Genomic DNA, 18,278 nt, shown 5'->3' with positions numbered 1-18,278 from the left:
TGAGACAGTACCGATGAAGTGGGAGACACTCCAATCGTTCCTCTCCCAGCAGGGCGTGTTCCTCATCCACGACACGACCGAGCAACGGTCACAGTTCGGCCTGCTCCGCTGTCTCCCCGCGCTAGATCGCCTCGGCGTTGAGGAGTTCACGTATCCCTGGCGGTGGCGGCAGCTTCAGAGCGGCGATGGACGGGGCTTGTTCTCTTATGAGTACAGCTTGCTCCAAAACATCGAGTATGAGGACCAAGTGTTGGCTGCCTTGACGACGCAGTACTACGAGGATGAGACGCAGCATTCGATCGGCAGCTTGATCAACCGGTGGCAGGGGAGAGGGATGATGGTTGTCGTTGCGGACGAGAAACAGTTCCAAACCCAGCTAGGGCTGCGTCCGCTCTACCACGAACCCTTCGCCATCGCACAACGCCCCTACGACGATGTGTATGATGCCGTGAACCAGTGGTACAACGATCAGGGCTTCGATTTCCCGCTTACCGACACACGGAACGTGTTCCTCCAAGACAACGCCATCCTGTATGAACGTGTATCCGGTGAGACCGTGACGCAGACGACCGAACTCTTCTCGCTGTTAAACGATGCACCGTACCTCCCACTGTACGACGCGATTGCAGCAGCGTTCCAAAGTGACGACGGGCCTGGCACCAGTCCCAAGAAGGATGATGCGTTGCAGAACCTGGCCTCGTGGCTGCGCCGCCGTATCGAATGGGACTCCTCTACGGCTATGTCGGTGGTTCGTTCTCTGAATTCGACGGTCGCGGAGAACACCCGTGCGTTCGATCAAGCTGCTGTCGCCCAAGATGCGTCGATGAGCGATGCGCGGCGCGAAGCACGTAACCTTGATTCAACTCCTATAGGGCAAACTTACAAAGCGTGGCTACAACGGAGTCCATAATGCCAGATCCTGACCAGGGATATCTTCTCAACACCATCCAGAATCCCAGGTCACTCAAACCGGTCTACGAATCAGTCAACCGCGGCAATACGACTGACGACGAAATTGTCGATGATACCGGGCTGAGTGTTGCTGCCGTCGATGAAGGGGCAAAGGGGTTACAGCGGTTAGGGCTGCTTGATTCCAAAGACGAAGAGTACACCGTCCATGACTACACGTGGTCGACAGGCGACGAGACACTGGACTTCCGGTTAACCTCGTTAGAACATCTCGCGTCATCTCTCACACCGCCTGACTGGGGGAAGCAAGCCGTCTTCCACTTGAACTACGCGTACCTCATCAAAGAAGACTACCAGCGGATCAACGACAACGACGAAGCAGTCAGGAAGCAGATGGACCGCTGGGAACGCGATACCCTGGAGTACTACCCGACGTACCGTGGTGACAGGATCGACCTGAACCCGAACAAGATGGAAAACTGGGGCCGTCTCGCCACCTACCTTGGCCTGCTCCACCAGTATGAGACACACGAGTTCACTGTCTACCCCGACCCGTCACTTATCTACCACTCGATCAAACGGGCACATGACGCCGCTGGCCGAACGGTCGACGGTAACCCTGTCATTGAGGTGCCGACGTATCTGGACTGGGTGTCGAACAACCTGCTCTACCTTCCAGACGACACTGGCGGTGTGCCCGCTCTCCTCAGCCGTTCCCTCTATCAACTGATGAACGAGGAACGGATCCGCCTGGCAGAGATCGGTGATCAAGGTGCTGTCGCCTTCGACCGGATGCCGACGCACGACCGCCGCGAACAATCAGCGAACTCCATCGTTATCATGTCATGAGTAGCGAAACTGCATCTTCCCCTCCCGACGATCTGTTCTGCCCACACTTCCACGAAAAGGACGAATCCGACCTGCGCAGCCTGTTCAGCCGGGTTGCTGCCGTTCGCGCCGAGAATCCAGACCTGTTTTGGTTCACGCACCGCCCGATCGAACTCTTCCAGACCGAAGGCGGTGTCGACGGCCCATCGCTGGAAACCGATGAGGAACGAGTCGTTACCGAGAACGATGTCTACCAGGATTTCTCCGGAAGCCGCAACAAGAACTTCGCCGTCGTCATTGAGGGCGAGGTCGGAACCGGGAAATCGGAACTCTGCGTGGCGCTCACTCACCGGTTAGAGAACGACGCTGACCGGCCGATCCTCCGCGTCGACAAAGACACGGACTTGATGTCGATGCTGACGGAGGACATCCCTGAATTCTACCAGGACCACTTTGACGAGACGTTGGAGACCTCGTCACAGTTCAAGCGGCTTGAAGACGACATCAAACAGCGGCCGCGGATGGTCGCTAGCCAGGCCGTCTACACCGCGTTGTTGGAGATTGGGTGGGACGGCTATGAGACCTCGACGACACCGGAGCAAGAGGATGCCATCGTCGAGTTCGTGGCGGAACGGATCCGCGACCGGTTGGTTGAGCCACGGCAGTACGGCGAAGAACCGAACTTGGTGACTGAGCAGGAATACGAACAGAATAGCTTCCTACAGGTCTTTGATGAAGACGCTGATGCCTTTGAGGGGCATCCAGCGGAGAAACTGAGCAGCGGGTTCTGGCAGGCACTACTCGACCAGTACGATACCCCGCCGTTGACTGATCTACTGGAGGAAGTTGGTGAGAAGTTCAAAGAGGAATACGGTGACAAACGGCCGGTCGCTGTCTTCGAGGACTTCTCGATCACCGGGATGCAGGCGCGACAGCTCCGCAAATTCATGGAACGCGACAACCCCGGTGATAACTGGGATTTCATCGTTGCTGGCACCCGCGATTCAACGGCGGTTCTCCACAAACGGACAGCGGAGGACCGGTTCCGGTTCTACCGAACGAACAAACAGAACTCCAACCAGGTCCTCTTCCTTGACGACGAGACGGCAGTTGACTTCATCCGGCCGTACCTCGGCTACATCAAGCACCACGATGGCAGCGTCCGCTACGACAGAGACGACGGCGGCTTCACCTTGCTGAACCCAGAGCCGGGCTCACTTTGCGCGACGTGTGGACTGTGTGACGACAGCTTCCGCGACCTGTTCCCCTTCAACCAGCAGTTTATCGAACGGATCTACACCGGGCTTGATGAGAGCGAGCAGTCTCCCCGTGAACTGATCATCGTCGTCTTCGAGACCGTGCTCGAATACTTCAACGGAACGTCAACGTGTCCCGCCACGGCAAGCCCGTTGAATCACGTGACCAACCGGGTGGCAGCCCATGACGACGTCTACCGGGAAGCCGAAGTCTTCGCCCACGTCGCCAAATGGTACGGCGATACCGACCGATACGACGAGTATATCGCCGTTAACCGGGCCTTCCTCGAAGCATTCGGGCTACTCCCCGAGAACCCGGCAGCGGACGACCTCCCGGCAAACATCGAACTGCTGGATGACCATGTTAAGATTCCCGGTGTCGAGTATATTCCGCCCGAGGATGAAGAGACAGAGCCGGGTGAAACCGACGAGGACGACGAAAGCGAGGATGAGACAGGTGGAGACGAGGAGGAAAGCGAGGGAGGCGATGAAGATGGTGAAAGCGGTGATGGTGGAGGTTTGAGCCGTGTTGAGCGGATCATCAACGAGCAGAGAGGGTACGTGGACAACTGGTACACTAACCCGCAGGACGAATCGTATGTCGAGACGGACGCCTACCTGCGGACGGCGTTCACTGACCTTATCAATACGTTGACGCAGGATTACTCGCTGTGGACGGACTGCGACCTCCGGTACAACCTCAGCCGGTCGGATGATCCGTTTGTGTATCCCTCTGCGGAGTCCTCGCCTAGCCCGGACCAAATCGTGCTTGATCCGCAGGATTTCCAGCGGTCTGATGTCCGTGAACTGCTGAAATACGGGATCCGGAGTGACGAGGCGGATGCGAGTGCCGACGAGCAACGGATCCTCACGTTGGTCGGTGGCCAGTTAACGGAGTATGCCCGGCAGTGGCGGGCCAAGGTCAGGGAGCAGTATATCGAGGATACCTCGGTCTACTACAAGTACGATCCACCGTACGGGTTCGACGACTTCGTCCTCGCAGCATATGCCTGGATCGTCGTACTGGACGATCCGTGGCAAGAGGTAACGGCAGCAACCTTGAACGAGCGGTTCGCCGAGGGTGAGGACTACGCATTGGACACCACGTTAGAGACGGCGCTAACCGATGAACTGGCTCCTGAAGCACAGGAGTACATCGAGGAGTTCATGGAGTATGCGGAGGCGTTCGACGCACTTGTCGCAGAGCGTCTCGCCGTCAATGATTCCACATTGGACCTGCCTCGTCTCCGTCGGTGGTTCTCCTATCACGACCCGCAGGACGTGTTGAGCCGTCTCCGTGCTGACCCAGACGAGTTGAGCTCACGTGTCCGATTCGATACCGACACGAAACTGGTCGACATGGTGACCAAGGCGTATCGGATGCAGAAGTCACTGGATCAGCAGGAAGACCAGATGCAGGAATACTCGACGGCCCGAACAGCGCAGGATGAACTAGCAGGGACCGACATGGCGCGGATCCATGACAAGGTCGACGTCTTGGATAACTACGAGGTAGACCGCTCGTTGTACGAGTCGCTGCTACAGTTCGATTCGTACAGCCAGGCCGAGGTGGACGAGGTGGTCGCTGCCAGTCAGCTGTGTCTCGACACGTTGGGAACGTCGACGCAGGACGCGATCCACAAGATGCTGATCGAGTACAAACTGATGGAGCACGAAGTCATCGAGGCGTTCAACGACATCGACTTCGAGACAGGAGAGTCGTCGTCATCCTTTGCCCCGTATTTCCAGGAGGTGAGTCAGTACTATGTCGGAGACGAGTGACCAGTCCCTGTTCGAGCAGGAGCTGGAAACGGTCCACCAACAGTATCTCCGCCAGGACTTGGAGGACCGGTTAGAGGAGGTAGCGACCGAGATGGAGGAGACCATGCTCCAGGCGATCATCGCCAGGGACTTCCTCGGTTTAGCGGTCGAGGTCTCTCACGAGGCCAAGGAGAAGGTCCGCGAGGCGAAAGGGTACGCCGACGACCGGGATTTTGACGCCTTGGACGACGTCATCGACGACGTCGAGGACCAGGTCAGTCAGGAGGCCCGCCAGATCGAAAATGCGATTCAAGAGGAACGGACTGAGGAACGGGACCGGGTCAGGGCGATGCGGAAATTGAATGAGCACGTTGAGGCGGCCGACATTGGAAAACTCAAAGCACTTGAGTCGTTGCTCGACGACTGGGACTGGAAAGCCCAGGTTTACACTGACGAAGCCGAGGATTCGTTCGAGGCGAATCAACAGGAGGCCCGCGACGTTGCAGACACGATGTCGAACGCGCTGCAACAGGTCCAGGAAGACTTGCTCGGAAGCTACAGCGGTACCACTCTCGAAGATGTTATGGACCAGCTCCTATCAGACGATCCGCTGTACTTCAATGACCTTTCCGAGGAAGAACGCGAGGCACTGACCGGGTCAAGTCTTGCCGACTACCTTGAAATCCGACTGGGATAGATTATACGGGGGGATCGTGCTCGAAGCCGTCGAAAACAGCAAATTCCCTGAACTGACCGACGACAGCTACGACTCGCAATAGGTTGGTCGCTCCGCGTACTCAATCGGATCCTCGACACCGGCTTCCTGAAACGCTTTGAGCCGGTAGGCACAGGCGTCACAGGTACCGCAAGCCGGAGCTTCCTCCCGGTAACAGCTCCATGTCAACTCGTACGGCACATCCAAGTCGAGGCCACGCTCCGCAATCTCGGTCTTGTTCCAGTCGACGAACGGCGCGACCAACTCAATCGAGGTCGCCGGTTTCGTCCCAACTTCGATGACCTGGTGGAATGCGTCGAAGAACTCCGGTCTGCAGTCCGGGTAGCCGGAATAGTCCTCACTGTGCGCACCGATGAAAATCGCCTCGCAGTCGTTGGCCTCAGCGTACGACGTCGCCATCGACAGCAGGTTCGCATTCCGAAACGGAACGTAGCTGGACGGGACCTCGTCGCTGTCGAGATTCACTTCCTTGACGTCAATACTATCGTCGGTGAGACTGGAGGCACCAATCCGGGCAAGGTGATCGGTTTCGATGTGGAGGAAGTCCGTTACATCCATGCAGCCGGCCAACTGCTGGGCGCACTCCGACTCTTTGTCCGCTGTCTCTTGGCCATAGGTAGTGTGGAGGAAGTACAGGTCGTAACCTCTCTGTTTCGCCTCGAACGCTGCCGTCGCACTATCCATACCGCCCGATACAAGCACAACAGCACTGCCTTCGTCGTCTGTATGGTCAGTCATCGTCGTGGTTAGGTCTCTGGTGCGTCATTCCAGAGGTCGACGTGAAGCCGCGGCGTATACTGATATCCGTGCTCCATCGCCACCTCAGCAGTCAGTTCACGCCTCTCCGCCAACCGCTCCCGCGTCGCTCCTTCCGGCATCAACAACACGTCCGAATCCCGGATCGCCGTCGCAGCAGCGTCCCGCAGTCGGCCGACCAACTGGTTGATCTCCTGTATATCGTCGCGGCCGGTGACAACGAACTTCAGCTGGAACTCGTAGGTCTCCACGAGCTGGGTCAGCACGTCGATGTCGATCCGGCGTTCTCATGTCGGTCAGCCCATTCTCCGTCGCCTTGCGGATCCTTCCCTGCGGTTGGGGTACTGTTCGCCAGCTTCGGACTGATACTTGCAAGGTCGATCGCGGTGTCGCGGTAGATCGTGCCGTTCGTCTCGACGGTCGTGTGGAAGCCGGCAGCACTGAGTCGGTCCAGTAACTCGGCTGTCTCATCGTGGAGCAACGGTTCGCCACCGGTCACGACGATGTGCTCAGCTTCGTCGTAGTCGGTGACGCGGTCGATGATAGCGTCGATGTCGAGCCAGGCATGGGTCGGTTCCCAGCTAGTATGGTACGAGTCACAGAACCAACACCGGAGGTTACACCCGCTGGTCCGGATGAACACGCTTGGCATCCCGGCTAGTTTGCCCTCGCCCTGTAGTGAGTAGAACAACTCGTTTACCGGTAGCCCCTCTTGGGCATCTGGATTAGCTGCCTCGTCATCGACCGTTGGGGCGTCCGAGCTCGCCGGCATCGGTCTACAACGAGCCTCCAGCAGCTAGTTCACCGGTCTCTCGGATCTCGACTGCGACGTCACTGACCGTGTCCGGTAACGCATCCTCCAATCGTCGTTCGAGGACGAGTCCCATGACTTCGGCGGTTGGTGGCTGGTCAAGGACGACGACGGCGTCGCCGTCGCCGCTGGCCTCGAATGCCTCGATCAACGGGTCGCCCTGTTCAACTAGGAACCTATGGTCCCAGTCAGATAATACGTCAGTAATACTCCCTTTGTCGACGACCCATCCTTCCTCGGTCAGGGTGCCGGTCACCCCGACACTGATTGCGTAGTTATGGCCGTGGGGACGGCTACACTTGCCGTCGTGGTGCAGAATACGGTGGCCTGCGCTGATCCGTATTGGCCGATCACGTCCGATATGGAGGGTTCGTTCAGCCTCTGTAAGATCCTGTGAGGAGATAGCTGGTTCGCCTAGTGTGCGTTGAGGCATATCGAGGTATTATTGGGGGCATACTTAAGGTTGGGTTACTCACCGAAAGGAACGAAGGCCATCTTCGATTTGTAGTATTCATAATGGTTTCTGGAACGAGAGATTAATTGAGGTGTCGCATAGAGGTACTACACAGGTTATTTGATGGCTGCATTCAGGACTCTCGCAAAAGCCAGGTACGGTCGGCGAGGCGAGATAGAGACGCCTGCCGGCCAGATTCAGACACCTGCACTTCTCCCTGTTGCGAACCTTATCGGAGGAACAACACCAAAATCAGGCGGTATTTGGCGGTACACGCGTCGCCATCTCTTTCAGAGTGACACCGTCCAGGGTATCATGTTCCAGACGATGACGTTTCTCGACTACAACCTCACCCCGGACAACCTGGCGGCGTGGCGGGAGAAGCCGCTGAAACAGCACTTCGAGGAGAGTGACGTTGAGCCGGGGTTCACGCAGCCATTGTTTGTCGATTCCGGCGGGTTCAAGCTGATGAACTCAACGACGTTCGGACAGCCGCCGGAAGAGGGTGGGAGTGAGAACGACTGGGGTATCTACACGAATCCAGAGAGCATCCTGAAGCTACAGCTGGATTACGGTGCGGACATCGTCGCCACGTTGGACTTCCCGATTCCGCAGAACCTGAACCGGGATGAGGCCACCGAGCGAATGGAGCGGAGTATCGACAACGCAGTCCAATGTCTACAGCTGCTCAATGACGATGAGAAGCTTGAGGAATGGGGTGTCGAGAAGACACCGTCCGTCTACGTGGCGATTCACGGCCATAGCTACGAGGACGTCAATTGGTACGTGAGCCGATTTCTGGACCGGGCTGAGGAACTCGATGAAGCGTTCGAGGGCTTTGCGCTTGGATCACTTGTCCCGCTCAGCAACTCGCCGGATGTCCTCGTCGACATCGTCCAAGGTGCAAGGGACGCGATACCGGAGGAACGGTACGATGACATCGCGCTCCACGTTTTCGGTATCAGTGGCCGGCTCTGTCCACTACTCTCTCTTCTCGGCGTCGATACATTCGACTCCTCGAACTACCTGAAAGCGGCTCGCAACAAGAGTTTCATCCATCCAGAGACGTGGCAGCGGACCAAGTTGAGCGACTGGGACGAGGAGTACTGTGATTGTCAGGCGTGCCAAGATATCCACTTCGACGATATGCGGCACGCCCTGTTGGAGTCCGATGTCAGCTACAAACGTATCGAGGGAGAGCACGGCAAGCACTACAAGAGCGAGTACTACGCACAGATAGCTCACCATAACTTCGAGTTGTACAGCCGCCAGATGCAGGAGGTACGGGATGCCATCGATGACGGCGAACTGCTTGAACTCGTGGCGAAGTTCGCTCAGGGAAAGAACATCGTCGAGAAAGGGTTGAAGCGAGCGCAGCTTCACAACCCGGAGCTCCGCGAACAGTTGGCCGACATCGGCTACGAGGAACTTGTTGCGGGACCGGACGCCGAAACGTTCCAGACCAAACTCTCTGGCTTCCTCGAAGGGGTTGAGGACACGACACGGGAGAAACGGACCATCTCGTTGAAGCATGGTCCCAACGATTTCAACATCCTCCAGCAGAACGCCTACCAGCCGCCAAGCGAGGCAGATGTCCTGCTGATTCTGCCCTGTAGCCAGGAGAAACCCTACTCCGATTCTAGGACGCAGCAGGTAGTGCTCTCTCCGCTTGAGGAGTACCGGGACCAGTTCCACAAGATATCCGTCTCAGGGCTGTATGGTCCTGTGCCAGAGCAGTTCGAGGAGGCGGACCCTGTGATGAGCTACGAGTATGTCCTCACCACTGCGGATGAGGACCAAATCGAATTCGTTACGAATCGCCTCGTCCAGTACTTGGACCAATTCGGTGAGCAGTTCGACCACATCCTGGCCTACACGACGAGCAAAGCATATCGCCATGCTATCGACGAGGCGTTCACTCAGTATGGCCGGGGTGAGATATACCCATCTGATCCGCGAGCTCTCCAGCTTACCGAGCACTTCCGTGGCGAGAACATCGACGAACTGGTGGAGCGATTTACCAGTTCGCTGTAAGGCATCACAAGCAATCTTGCAGACCTCCGGTGATTCTCCACAAAGGTTAAGGTCTCCTCACGTGATCACCCGGTAGATGGCGTCACTACTCGTCCAGTCGTGTTCCGCGACTAAGGAACCGGTGGACACACCGGTGCCTGCTCTTGATTTGTATGATGGCTACTTCTTCAGAATCATAAAGAAGGCGCTGCGCGCGGACCGATTTCAGCCTGGACTTGACATCATAATTATATCTGCTGAGCATGGCATCGTTGAACCAGATGATAAAATAGAATATTATGATCGTAAGATGGACACAAATCGTGCTAACGAACTGAACGACGAGCTGGTCAGTGATCTTTCAAAGAAAGTCAAGGAGAATGAGTATGATAAAGTATGGATCAATCTTGGAAATGATTATCTGCCGGCTGTTGATGGACTTGAAGCTGCTGTCGATGTTCCAGTCCACTATATCGAGGGAAGTGGCATTGGTATGAAAGGTAAGCGACTGAAGCATCTAGTTTCAAGCAGCCGATCCGTACCGGCGCACGGTGACTGAAAGTATGGTGTCGTTTGATATCGTAGCAGAGGCGGGTGAGGCACGACGTGGTCAGCTCCAGATCAACGACCGTACCTTAGAAACCCCCCATCTTTTCCCTGTCATCAACTTCTACGGCGGTGGCAACGAGGGCGCTCTATTCGGTGGCGGCGTCCATCGTACAGTCAAGGAATTCCTTGCCCACGACAAAGAAGTCACAGCCGGGAAGGATTATAGTGACCTGTTCCACGGCGTGATGACCTCCATCGCCTCTCTGACCGACTACGGGATTCGTGAGAAGAAACTGGACTGGTATCTCGACAACGAGGTCCGTGAGTGGGACTGCTTCAGCGACTATGACGGAATGATCTTCGCAGACTCCGGTGGCTACAAAATCCTGAAGCATGGCGGCGGCCTCGAGGGTGAGGATTTCGAGAAGGACATCGACCAGGACAAAGCCTTGGATATGCAGCTGGACTTGGGTCCCGACATTTTGGTTAATCTGGACCATCCGATCCATCCTGATGACGAGTTCGAGGAACGGATCGAAAAGATGGAGCAGACCGCCGCTAACGCTGCCCGGTTCGCGGAACGCCGCGATGAGGTTGACGGTGCCTGCTATTTGACGGTCCACGGCTACTACGAGGCGATGCTCGAACGGTCTTTTGACCTTGTCGAAGACGAACTTGCAGTACCTATCCCTGAAGCGTTCGACGGGATAGCTTTGGGCAGTCTTGTTCCGCGGAAGGACAATGTTGAGGTGCTGGTCGAAGCCGTCTCAGACTGCAAGCGGGAGATGCAACAACGCGGCTACGACGACCTTCCACTGCACGTGTTCGGTATTTCAGGGAAGGCGATGCCATTGCTCGTCGCCGTTGGAGCTGACTCCTTCGACTCCGCCTCCTACCTACACCAAGCGATCAACGGGAAGTACAGTGTCAACCTGTTCGAGACCGTCCCAGTCGACGAGGCGGACTTCGACGCCTGTGATTGTCGTATCTGTAACGACGATTTTCACCGGGCACGGATGCGGAATGAGATGGACGACCTGTACCAGAAGGATATCCTCGGCTCAGTCGCAGCACATAATTTGGCGATCCAGCAACGGGAGCTCCGTCAGTACCGTCAATTAATCGCCGAGAGTGATCAGGAACAGGTAGCTGAGTATCTTGAGGAGGCCGTGAAGGACCAGAAAGGCTTCCGAAAGTTTGTCTATCAGCTAATCAATGAACGGATGAATCCATACTTCGAGGAGACAGATACAACCTATGCATAAGACACCACAAGTCAATGAGGTCAACGAGTTCATCGAGATTGCAAGTGATTTCGAGGATCCGTTGGAAGTTATCAGAGAAGCACTATCGAATTCCTACGATGCGAACACGACGCAGGTCGATATCAATATCGAGCAGGACGAGGAGGGCCGGAACACATTAATCATCGAGGACGACGGCCAGGGGATGGATGAAAGCGATCTGTCGTCGTTCTTTGATCTCGGAAACTCGAATAAGGACGACGCGATTGGATACAAGGGACACGGCACAAAAATCTACTACAAGAGCGATAAGATCCGGGTTGAGACAGTCAAGGACGGGACACGGACCGACTCGGTGATGGACCAACCCTGGGCGAAACTCAACAACCGCGAGCTCCCCACCTATTCAATTGAGACGGCGGATGTTGACGAGCCGTCAGGCACCCGGATTGAGGTGCATGGATTCCGAGCTGGCCAGGGTTTCGATCCGAAGCAACTCACCTACAATAAGATTGAGCATTACATCAAGTGGAAGACAATCGGCGGCTCGACGGCCTGGCACTTCAACGACGACTTCCACGAGATGGATATCAGCGTTGAGCTCTCATCCACGATTGACGATACCCGAGGTCTAATCGATACCGATAACCGGCTAAAATTCCCTGCTGAAAACCTGGATCCAGATGGCGAGTTAGTTGCCGAGGAAATGTGCAAGCACTATCCACCCCGAGAGCTGACCGTGACTCTTGATGACGGCCGTGAACTGACCGTTGAAGTTGTTGGAATGGTTGGTGGAAAGGAAGCACGAAACAAGTTGCCGACTTATGGCAAACACTCTGCCCAATTTGGTATTTGGCTGGCGAAAGACCACATCAAGGTTGAACGGTACAACGACGCCATAGGTGCGGACAACGAGTTTTTCCACTTCTTTTTCATCGCCAACTGTCAGGGCTTGGAACTTTCGGCTAACCGAGAGAAAATCCGGAACAAATCCGGTGATGCATACCAAGCTATCACGGACGAACTGGATCGGTACATGACCAAGGTATGTCAGGACTCATGGTATCAGAATTATATCGAACGCCGAAAACTTGAGGACAAGAAACGAAGTATCCAGTCTCAGGAAAGCTCTCTGCAAGAACGCTTGGAACGCACCCAAAAGCAGGAGGGGCTCTCGCCGTCAAACTCAGCTGAGGTCATAGCCGCATTAGAACGGTACAGCGCCAACGGTGCACCTGAAAACATACAGATTGCGGACTTCCAGATGGACAACGAGGTCAATGCGATTCTCGCTACCGACGATGGGTTCGACAATGCGTCATTGCAGGTGAAACTTAGCGACTTCTTTGAAGAGGAGACACCGCTTACCAACATCGACCAATTCGTCTGCTGGAAGCTCGGTGATCTTGACGCTCTGACCCGAATTGAGCGCTCGTCATATATGGGCGAATCCATCCGCTTCGATTTCCAGAACAACAATATCCAGTACGGCGATACCGATCCGAAAACAATCCCGGTCCTCGAGTTAAAGGATAAGGTCTCCTAAACTGTCTTGCGGTCACTCTGGGATGTCGTCGACCCCGAGGAAGTCTTGGAGGTTCTCTTCCAGGATGCGTTTGTGCTCGTAGAGCGTTTGTCGTGTATCGTCGCTGTGGTTCGCATACTTGATTTTGTCCACCATGCGGTTGATGTGTTCGATTTTCTGCTTGACACGGTTGTACGGTTGCCGACGAAAATCCTGTTCCTCGTCGGAGAAGAGCGCGAATTTACCGTCAGGCTCCTCAAAATCGAATTCTCCACTTATTGGCTGAGAACCACTCTCCGCTGGGAAGTTCAGATAGGGTTGGAATGTGTTTAGCAAGTCTCGCTCTGCTTTGTCGGTTTGATCGGTGGTCCACCATTCTACCGAAGCGATGTCCCAAGGATCAAGTCGCCCGTAGCTTGAAACGCTGGAGTCTTGACGAACGAAATGTTGACGTAGCCGGCTTCGGAGATTACTGGTTTGCCCAGCATAAGTGGGGGTGTCATCCAGATCAAACATACAGTATACACCGGGATCAGTGGGAATGGCGGTCATATCCATAGGTAACTACTAAAATCTACATTGGTCAATTTATAAAATTTCTCGGATCAATACATGCTACACGACCACTTACAATAACGGTGTCAGACAGACAAACCTATCCTGCTCGTATGGGGTGTCTATTCATTTCGATAACAGAATCTCCAGTATACCGGCCAACCTGATCCGATTGATTACCTGAAAACCCGATTATCCGAAGTTATCGACTTAAGCAGGTTCACCGGCCATGCTCGTTTTTCTGGGCCCTAACGGGCGAGGCCCAGGAACATGAACAAAGAGTTTGTCATAACGGATGATACAGGTAAGAAACAACAGATAACTGGCATTCGACACCCTGATTGGGAGAGCATGGAACAAGAGTGTCCAGAATGTGGGGGGCGTGATTATCGCCATTTCGCTACGGACGGTGGCCGGTACGGCCTTCATCAAGAAACAATCATCATGCGGAACGATTACTGGGATGCGAACCGCCCTCTACTGACCCAATGTCTCTCATGTGATGAAATTCTGCACAAACACCCAGCATTTGACTTGCTGTATAAGACAGATTCTGATGATTCTCTCGGCCTGTTCTAGGGTTATTCATCTCTCTTGACTCTCCTCAATTGAGCAGGAAAAATCAAAACCCGCATTACAGGGACCCTCCTACTCCTCTAACTCCCGCAGCAATTCTTCAGCCACGGCTGTCGTCACGTAGTAGGTGTGCTTGCGGTGGGTCTCGTCTTTGGGTTTCAGCTTGCGCTCGCTGGCCTTGATCGTACTTCCCTCGTAGGTAGTCACCAGTCCCACACGCCGAAGCGCACGGTACAGATGGCGGACGTACTCGAACTCCATGTCCAGTTCATCAGCGGTCATCCGCGGGTAGTCGGGGCCACCACGAGCCAGTCGCTTTGCGATCGTCTGCCCATCGGGCAAGTGCCGGAGGACGTTCTTCTTGCCTTCTCGCTCTTCCAGAAAGCGCAGCAGGTGATCGCCCTCCCGCGAGAGGCGGTAGTAGGTATGGTGCTGTCGGACCTCGTCAGCCTTCTTGGCCTTCACACGGCGTTGCTTGACCGTTCCCGACTCGACGCGTTCCAGAATGCCGGCCGTTTCCATCTCCTCGCACAGCGCTTCGACCTGTTTCCGTTCGGCATCGAGGTGGCCGGCCATCGACCGCGGATAGTTCCCCTCGACCGTGTCGAGGTGATACAGAACCTGATACGCCACCGGATTGGCCGGAAGTGGTGCAAGCTGTCCGACGACGGCCTGTTGCTGTTCGAGTTCGGCTTCCAACTCCTTGGCCCGTTCGTAGCGCTGCTGGGCGTTGGCTGCCGGATCCTGATCGAGATCCAGCACCACCTCGATGGCCTCTCCCTGTGGGGTCTCCAGTGTGACCGTAAGTTCGCCCTCCTCCCAGTGGTCGCCGGGTTCGTTGCGCGCCTGCTGGAGGGCCTCCTCGACCGTCTGATAGCGAGTCATGATCGTGTCGGCTTCCAGACGGAGGCGCTCGATCTCGGCCTCGGAGACCATCCTGGTATCCAGTAGACCCGGAGCCCGCTTGAACCCACCGCGCCGGTCTGTTTTTGGCCCCCGAAGGGGTGCGGGGCCACACACTGTGGTCGCGCTGATTCGGGATGGCGACTAGTGACAATACGACATTCGACGACCGGGAGACGCGTGATGAACAGATGCGAGCAACCATCGACGAATGGGTCGATGACCTGACCGATCTCGTCGACGAGGCACAAGCCAGTGCGGAGTTCCAGGAGTGGCTGGATGTCCAGAGTCGCCTTCACGACTACTCACATCGGAATACACTCCTGATCAAACAGCAGTGTCCGGAGGCGACGAAGGTTGCGGGCTACCGGACGTGGCAGGAGGAGTTCGACAGACACGTCACAGAAGGTGAATCGGCCATCTGGATCTGGGTACCGATCATCACCACGCGGTGTCCCGAATGTGAGAACGCACCGTCGTATCACGACACGTCGGGGTGTGAGTACGATGAGACGCCACCGGAGGAGTGGGGCCAGGGGTTGGTCGGGTTCAAGCCCGCACCGGTGTTCGACGTCTCCCAGACCGAAGGCGAGCCACTTCCCGAGCTCGAGACTGAGACGTACGGCGATGGAACAGAGTTAGTCGACGCACTCCAGGTGGCTGCACCCACTCTCGATATCGAGGTCCAAATCGTAGCTCAATCCGATTGGACCTATCCGAGTGCAACTGGTGTCTGTAGTCAGTCGGGGCAGGACGAACGGCCGGTGGTGAAGGCAAAGAACAGAGCGAACGATGCCGATCTGGCGACGACATTGATCCACGAGTATGCCCACGCACTGTTGCATTTTCAGGTCGCTGACGACAGCGAACGGGCGAAACGCGAGGTCGAAGCCGAAGCGGTGGCGTACATCGTCGGTCGGTACTTCGGACTCGACACGCACAATGCGGCCTTCTATCTGGCGGCGTGGGTTGACGAGGAGGCGGACACGATCACTGACAGACTCCAGCGTATCAGTACGACGGCGACAACGATCATCGACGCAGTTACCGACCACTTGTGTGACAGCACAAGCTAGAGTAGGTCAGGCCACTGGGAGATAGAAACGGCCACTTACGCCTGATTAGTCCATCCCGGTTTTCGTACCCCTGCTGGACGGAATATGTCTCCTTGTTGGTTCACAATTCTAGTTCATACTGAGCTACTTCAGAGGATCCACATGCAGGACAGTTCATACCAGCGTTGTCGATACGTGAGCCACAGTGCCGACACTCACAAAACCGATTCCGTCCTTGATGTCCTGTGACCGCGCGCTTGATTCGGTTGATCATGTTATCGGTACATGCGCAAGAATCCGTAAATAGGCCAGCCAGCCGTACTGAAACTAAAAACCACAGGACGGCGCACTAGTCACGGATCTTGCGTCAGCCGAGTGTCTGACGCTCGTCCCGAAGAACAGTGGCTTCTCTGCAGACGAGTCTCTCTGCCTACGCGCCGCACGTTTTTGTGTGCCCCTGAGGGGTGCGGGGCAAGCAAGTCCCTGGAATACGAACATGACTTCGAGAGAAATCTACGACTGTGGCTTCGATGAGGATGACGGAAAAACAATCGCTGCGACCGAGTGTCCCGATTGTGCGGGACCACTCGAAACGGATGGCGGCGAAACTGCCTGTACGGAGTGTGGCCTGATCCTTGACGAGTATCGTCTTGACCATGCGGCACGGCCTTTCTCCCGTCCGAGTAACGAGCAGAACCGAAAGCGGACTGGCCCGCGACTCACTCAGGCACGTCACGATCGAGGGCTGTCCAGCGAGATTGGCTTCAAGAGAGATGCGAAGGGAAACAGCCTCTCGAACCGTAAACAACGCCAACTTGGTCGCCTTCGTCGTGAGCACAACCGGGCACGCTGGCGGAGCAAGGCCGAACGGAATCTCGGGCTCGCGTGTACAGAGATCGCTCGACTCACAAGTGCATTAGAACTCCCCAGAAGCGTCCGCGAAGAGGCATCCAAGCTCTATCGAGAGGCACAAGCGGCCGATCTGATACAGGGGCGGTCGATCGAAGGGATCGCTGCAGGCGCTACGTATGCGGCCTGTCGCCGAAGCAAGCACACCAGAACACTCACCGACGTTGCCGAGGTCGCGCGGTGTTCTGACCAGCAGGTGTGGAACGGGTACAGTACGCTGAACCGGGAACTCCAGATGGCGGTTCGCCCCTTGTTTCCAGTGGAATTCATTCCGACGCTCGCTTCGGCTCTTGATCTGGCATCCGAGATCGAATTCTACGCCAGAAAACTCACAGAAGTAGCAACGGAGGCGGGAATCACGACCGGATGTAATCCAGCAGGAGTGGCTGGTGGCTGTCTCGCGGTTGCGGTTGATGCCTTCGACGAACCGATCACACAGCAGGCAATCGCCGATGCAGCGGACGTGACACCAGCGACGATCCGGAGCCAGCGAAATGCGATCTGGGATCTGGAGCGGACGAATGATATCGATCTTAGCGCATCTGCATCTTCGGCGGTGGTCGAGTGATGTTCGATTTCATCACTCGGGTTCTGAGACGATCTCGGTTCGAGCAGATCTGTGAGTGTCGTCACTGTGGAACGACTGTCGAGTCCTCCGGTGAATCCTGTCCGCTCTGTGGGCGAGCTGGCATTGCAGTGTATCAGGTAGAGTAGCTTTCACCAGAACTTGGTGTATGGGAGTCTTCCTCGTAGGCGTCTTCGGGGAGATTCTACGCGACACACCGTAGGCACATCTGTAGTTGCTCGTCCGTCCAAAGCGTTATTACCCAATACACGAATTATGTAATGTATGTCGAAAGCCACGGAGGGTCCCGAACGGGCGGTCAATGGCCTCTTATCGGTTGCACAACTTCTAGAGGAGCCTCGGCTGGCACGCCTGTACACGTTTGTCCTCCGTGAAACTGAGGTTACGATCGACGACATCACCGACAACCTCGCGCTGCCACGGACGACTGCATACTCGGATACTGCGACTCTCGTCGACCTCGGTCTCCTCACGCGAGACGACGACCAGAAGACACACACCTACTCGGCCGTCCCGATCACGCTCACCGCGACGCTTGACGGCGACAAGTACACGGTCACGCCGACGCTCATTGCTGCGTTCGGTCGCTCGCCCCACGACCAAGATCTAGATCTCCTGCTCGAGAAGCATGGTCTTGGTAAGCTCGCTGCCGCCCTCACGTACGCGGTCCCATACACGAATGGCGAAATGTCTGAGCGTGTTGCGTCTCGAGAACTCGATCTCCAGTACGCATTCGGTATCGCGGTGCTACAAGCGCTCCGAGACGTGGTTCTCGATATGCAGTCGTTGGATCCGTACTTCGAGGACATCCAGAATGCGCGTGAGCAACCCCCCAGTTCGGAGGACTGAAGG

General features: G+C 56.0%; 16 protein-coding genes and 1 pseudogene. 12 read left to right on the top strand and 5 right to left on the bottom strand.

Annotated elements, in window-relative coordinates; translation table 11 throughout:
- Positions 1-13: 13 nt before the first annotated feature.
- Genes U5918_RS05885 through U5918_RS05870 form a run of 4 tightly spaced genes read left to right on the top strand, consistent with a single transcriptional unit; the run spans position 14 to position 5,451 of the window.
- Positions 14-910 (top strand): hypothetical protein, encoded by an 897-nt coding sequence (locus U5918_RS05885; protein WP_336000189.1) that lies wholly within the window; start codon positions 14-16, stop codon positions 908-910.
- Complete coding sequence (locus U5918_RS05880) at positions 910-1,758, top strand: hypothetical protein (RefSeq protein ID WP_336000188.1); 849 nt, start codon at positions 910-912, stop codon at positions 1,756-1,758. The genes U5918_RS05885 and U5918_RS05880 overlap by 1 nt, the downstream gene beginning before the upstream one ends.
- Positions 1,755-4,775: a hypothetical protein gene (locus U5918_RS05875; protein WP_336000186.1), complete on the top strand. Its 3,021-nt coding sequence runs from the start codon at positions 1,755-1,757 to the stop codon at positions 4,773-4,775. Before U5918_RS05880 ends, U5918_RS05875 begins: the two co-directional genes overlap by 4 nt.
- Positions 4,759-5,451 carry a hypothetical protein gene (locus U5918_RS05870; RefSeq protein WP_336000185.1) on the top strand — a complete coding sequence of 231 codons (693 nt, stop codon included), beginning with the start codon at positions 4,759-4,761 and terminating at the stop codon, positions 5,449-5,451. Before U5918_RS05875 ends, U5918_RS05870 begins: the two co-directional genes overlap by 17 nt.
- A gap of 66 nt (positions 5,452-5,517) precedes the next feature.
- Here the strand turns inward: U5918_RS05870 and queC are convergent, their stop codons facing one another.
- The 3 genes and pseudogenes from queC to U5918_RS05855 all read right to left on the bottom strand — a co-directional run bounded on the left by queC (position 5,518) and on the right by U5918_RS05855 (position 7,490).
- Positions 5,518-6,228 (bottom strand): 7-cyano-7-deazaguanine synthase QueC, encoded by a 711-nt coding sequence (gene queC, locus U5918_RS05865; protein WP_336000184.1) that lies wholly within the window; start codon positions 6,226-6,228, stop codon positions 5,518-5,520.
- Between the two features lie 8 nt (positions 6,229-6,236).
- Positions 6,237-7,018: pseudogene (locus U5918_RS05860) on the bottom strand (7-carboxy-7-deazaguanine synthase QueE).
- Between the two features lie 4 nt (positions 7,019-7,022).
- Complete coding sequence (locus U5918_RS05855) at positions 7,023-7,490, bottom strand: 6-pyruvoyl trahydropterin synthase family protein (protein WP_336000183.1); 468 nt, start codon at positions 7,488-7,490, stop codon at positions 7,023-7,025.
- 144 nt (positions 7,491-7,634) lie between these two features.
- On the opposite strand from U5918_RS05855, the gene U5918_RS05850 reads away from it, so the two are divergent.
- The 4 genes from U5918_RS05850 to U5918_RS05835 all read left to right on the top strand — a co-directional run bounded on the left by U5918_RS05850 (position 7,635) and on the right by U5918_RS05835 (position 12,863).
- The gene (locus U5918_RS05850) at positions 7,635-9,545 is read left to right on the top strand and encodes a tRNA-guanine transglycosylase (RefSeq protein WP_336000182.1); all 1,911 of its coding nucleotides are present in this window, start codon (positions 7,635-7,637) and stop codon (positions 9,543-9,545) included.
- A 76-nt stretch (positions 9,546-9,621) separates the two neighbouring features.
- Entirely contained in the window at positions 9,622-10,083 is a 462-nt protein-coding gene (locus U5918_RS05845) for a DUF6884 domain-containing protein (RefSeq protein ID WP_336000181.1), read from the top strand.
- A complete protein-coding gene (locus tag U5918_RS05840; protein WP_336000180.1) occupies positions 10,076-11,338 on the top strand; it encodes a tRNA-guanine transglycosylase in 1,263 nt (420 codons plus the stop codon). Before U5918_RS05845 ends, U5918_RS05840 begins: the two co-directional genes overlap by 8 nt.
- On the top strand, positions 11,331-12,863 hold the full coding sequence (locus U5918_RS05835) for an ATP-binding protein (RefSeq protein WP_336000178.1): 1,533 nt from the start codon (positions 11,331-11,333) through the stop codon (positions 12,861-12,863). Before U5918_RS05840 ends, U5918_RS05835 begins: the two co-directional genes overlap by 8 nt.
- Positions 12,864-12,875: 12 nt before the next feature.
- On the opposite strand, the gene U5918_RS05830 is transcribed toward U5918_RS05835, so the two are convergent.
- Entirely contained in the window at positions 12,876-13,358 is a 483-nt protein-coding gene (locus U5918_RS05830) for a GIY-YIG nuclease family protein (protein ID WP_336000177.1), read from the bottom strand.
- Positions 13,359-13,667: 309 nt separating this feature from the next.
- On the opposite strand from U5918_RS05830, the gene U5918_RS05825 reads away from it, so the two are divergent.
- The gene (locus U5918_RS05825) at positions 13,668-13,976 is read left to right on the top strand and encodes a hypothetical protein (RefSeq protein ID WP_336000175.1); all 309 of its coding nucleotides are present in this window, start codon (positions 13,668-13,670) and stop codon (positions 13,974-13,976) included.
- 69 nt (positions 13,977-14,045) lie between these two features.
- Here U5918_RS05825 and U5918_RS05820 read toward each other — a convergent pair whose 3' ends face one another.
- Positions 14,046-14,909 (bottom strand): DUF2250 domain-containing protein, encoded by an 864-nt coding sequence (locus tag U5918_RS05820; protein ID WP_336000174.1) that lies wholly within the window; start codon positions 14,907-14,909, stop codon positions 14,046-14,048.
- Positions 14,910-15,013: 104 nt separating this feature from the next.
- Here U5918_RS05820 and U5918_RS05815 point away from each other — a divergent pair, with 104 nt between their 5' ends.
- The 3 genes from U5918_RS05815 to U5918_RS05805 all read left to right on the top strand — a co-directional run bounded on the left by U5918_RS05815 (position 15,014) and on the right by U5918_RS05805 (position 18,275).
- The gene (locus U5918_RS05815; protein WP_336000173.1) at positions 15,014-15,952 is read left to right on the top strand and encodes a DUF955 domain-containing protein; all 939 of its coding nucleotides are present in this window, start codon (positions 15,014-15,016) and stop codon (positions 15,950-15,952) included.
- A gap of 475 nt (positions 15,953-16,427) precedes the next feature.
- On the top strand, positions 16,428-17,408 hold the full coding sequence (locus tag U5918_RS05810; protein WP_336000172.1) for a transcription initiation factor IIB: 981 nt from the start codon (positions 16,428-16,430) through the stop codon (positions 17,406-17,408).
- A 282-nt stretch (positions 17,409-17,690) separates the two neighbouring features.
- The gene (locus tag U5918_RS05805) at positions 17,691-18,275 is read left to right on the top strand and encodes a DUF7437 domain-containing protein (RefSeq protein ID WP_077206797.1); all 585 of its coding nucleotides are present in this window, start codon (positions 17,691-17,693) and stop codon (positions 18,273-18,275) included.
- Positions 18,276-18,278: the final 3 nt, after the last annotated feature.

This window comes from Halorientalis sp. LT38 (assembly GCF_037031225.1).
Lineage (GTDB): Archaea > Halobacteriota > Halobacteria > Halobacteriales > Haloarculaceae > Halorientalis > Halorientalis halophila.
This window is presented reverse-complemented; position numbering and strand designations above follow the sequence as displayed.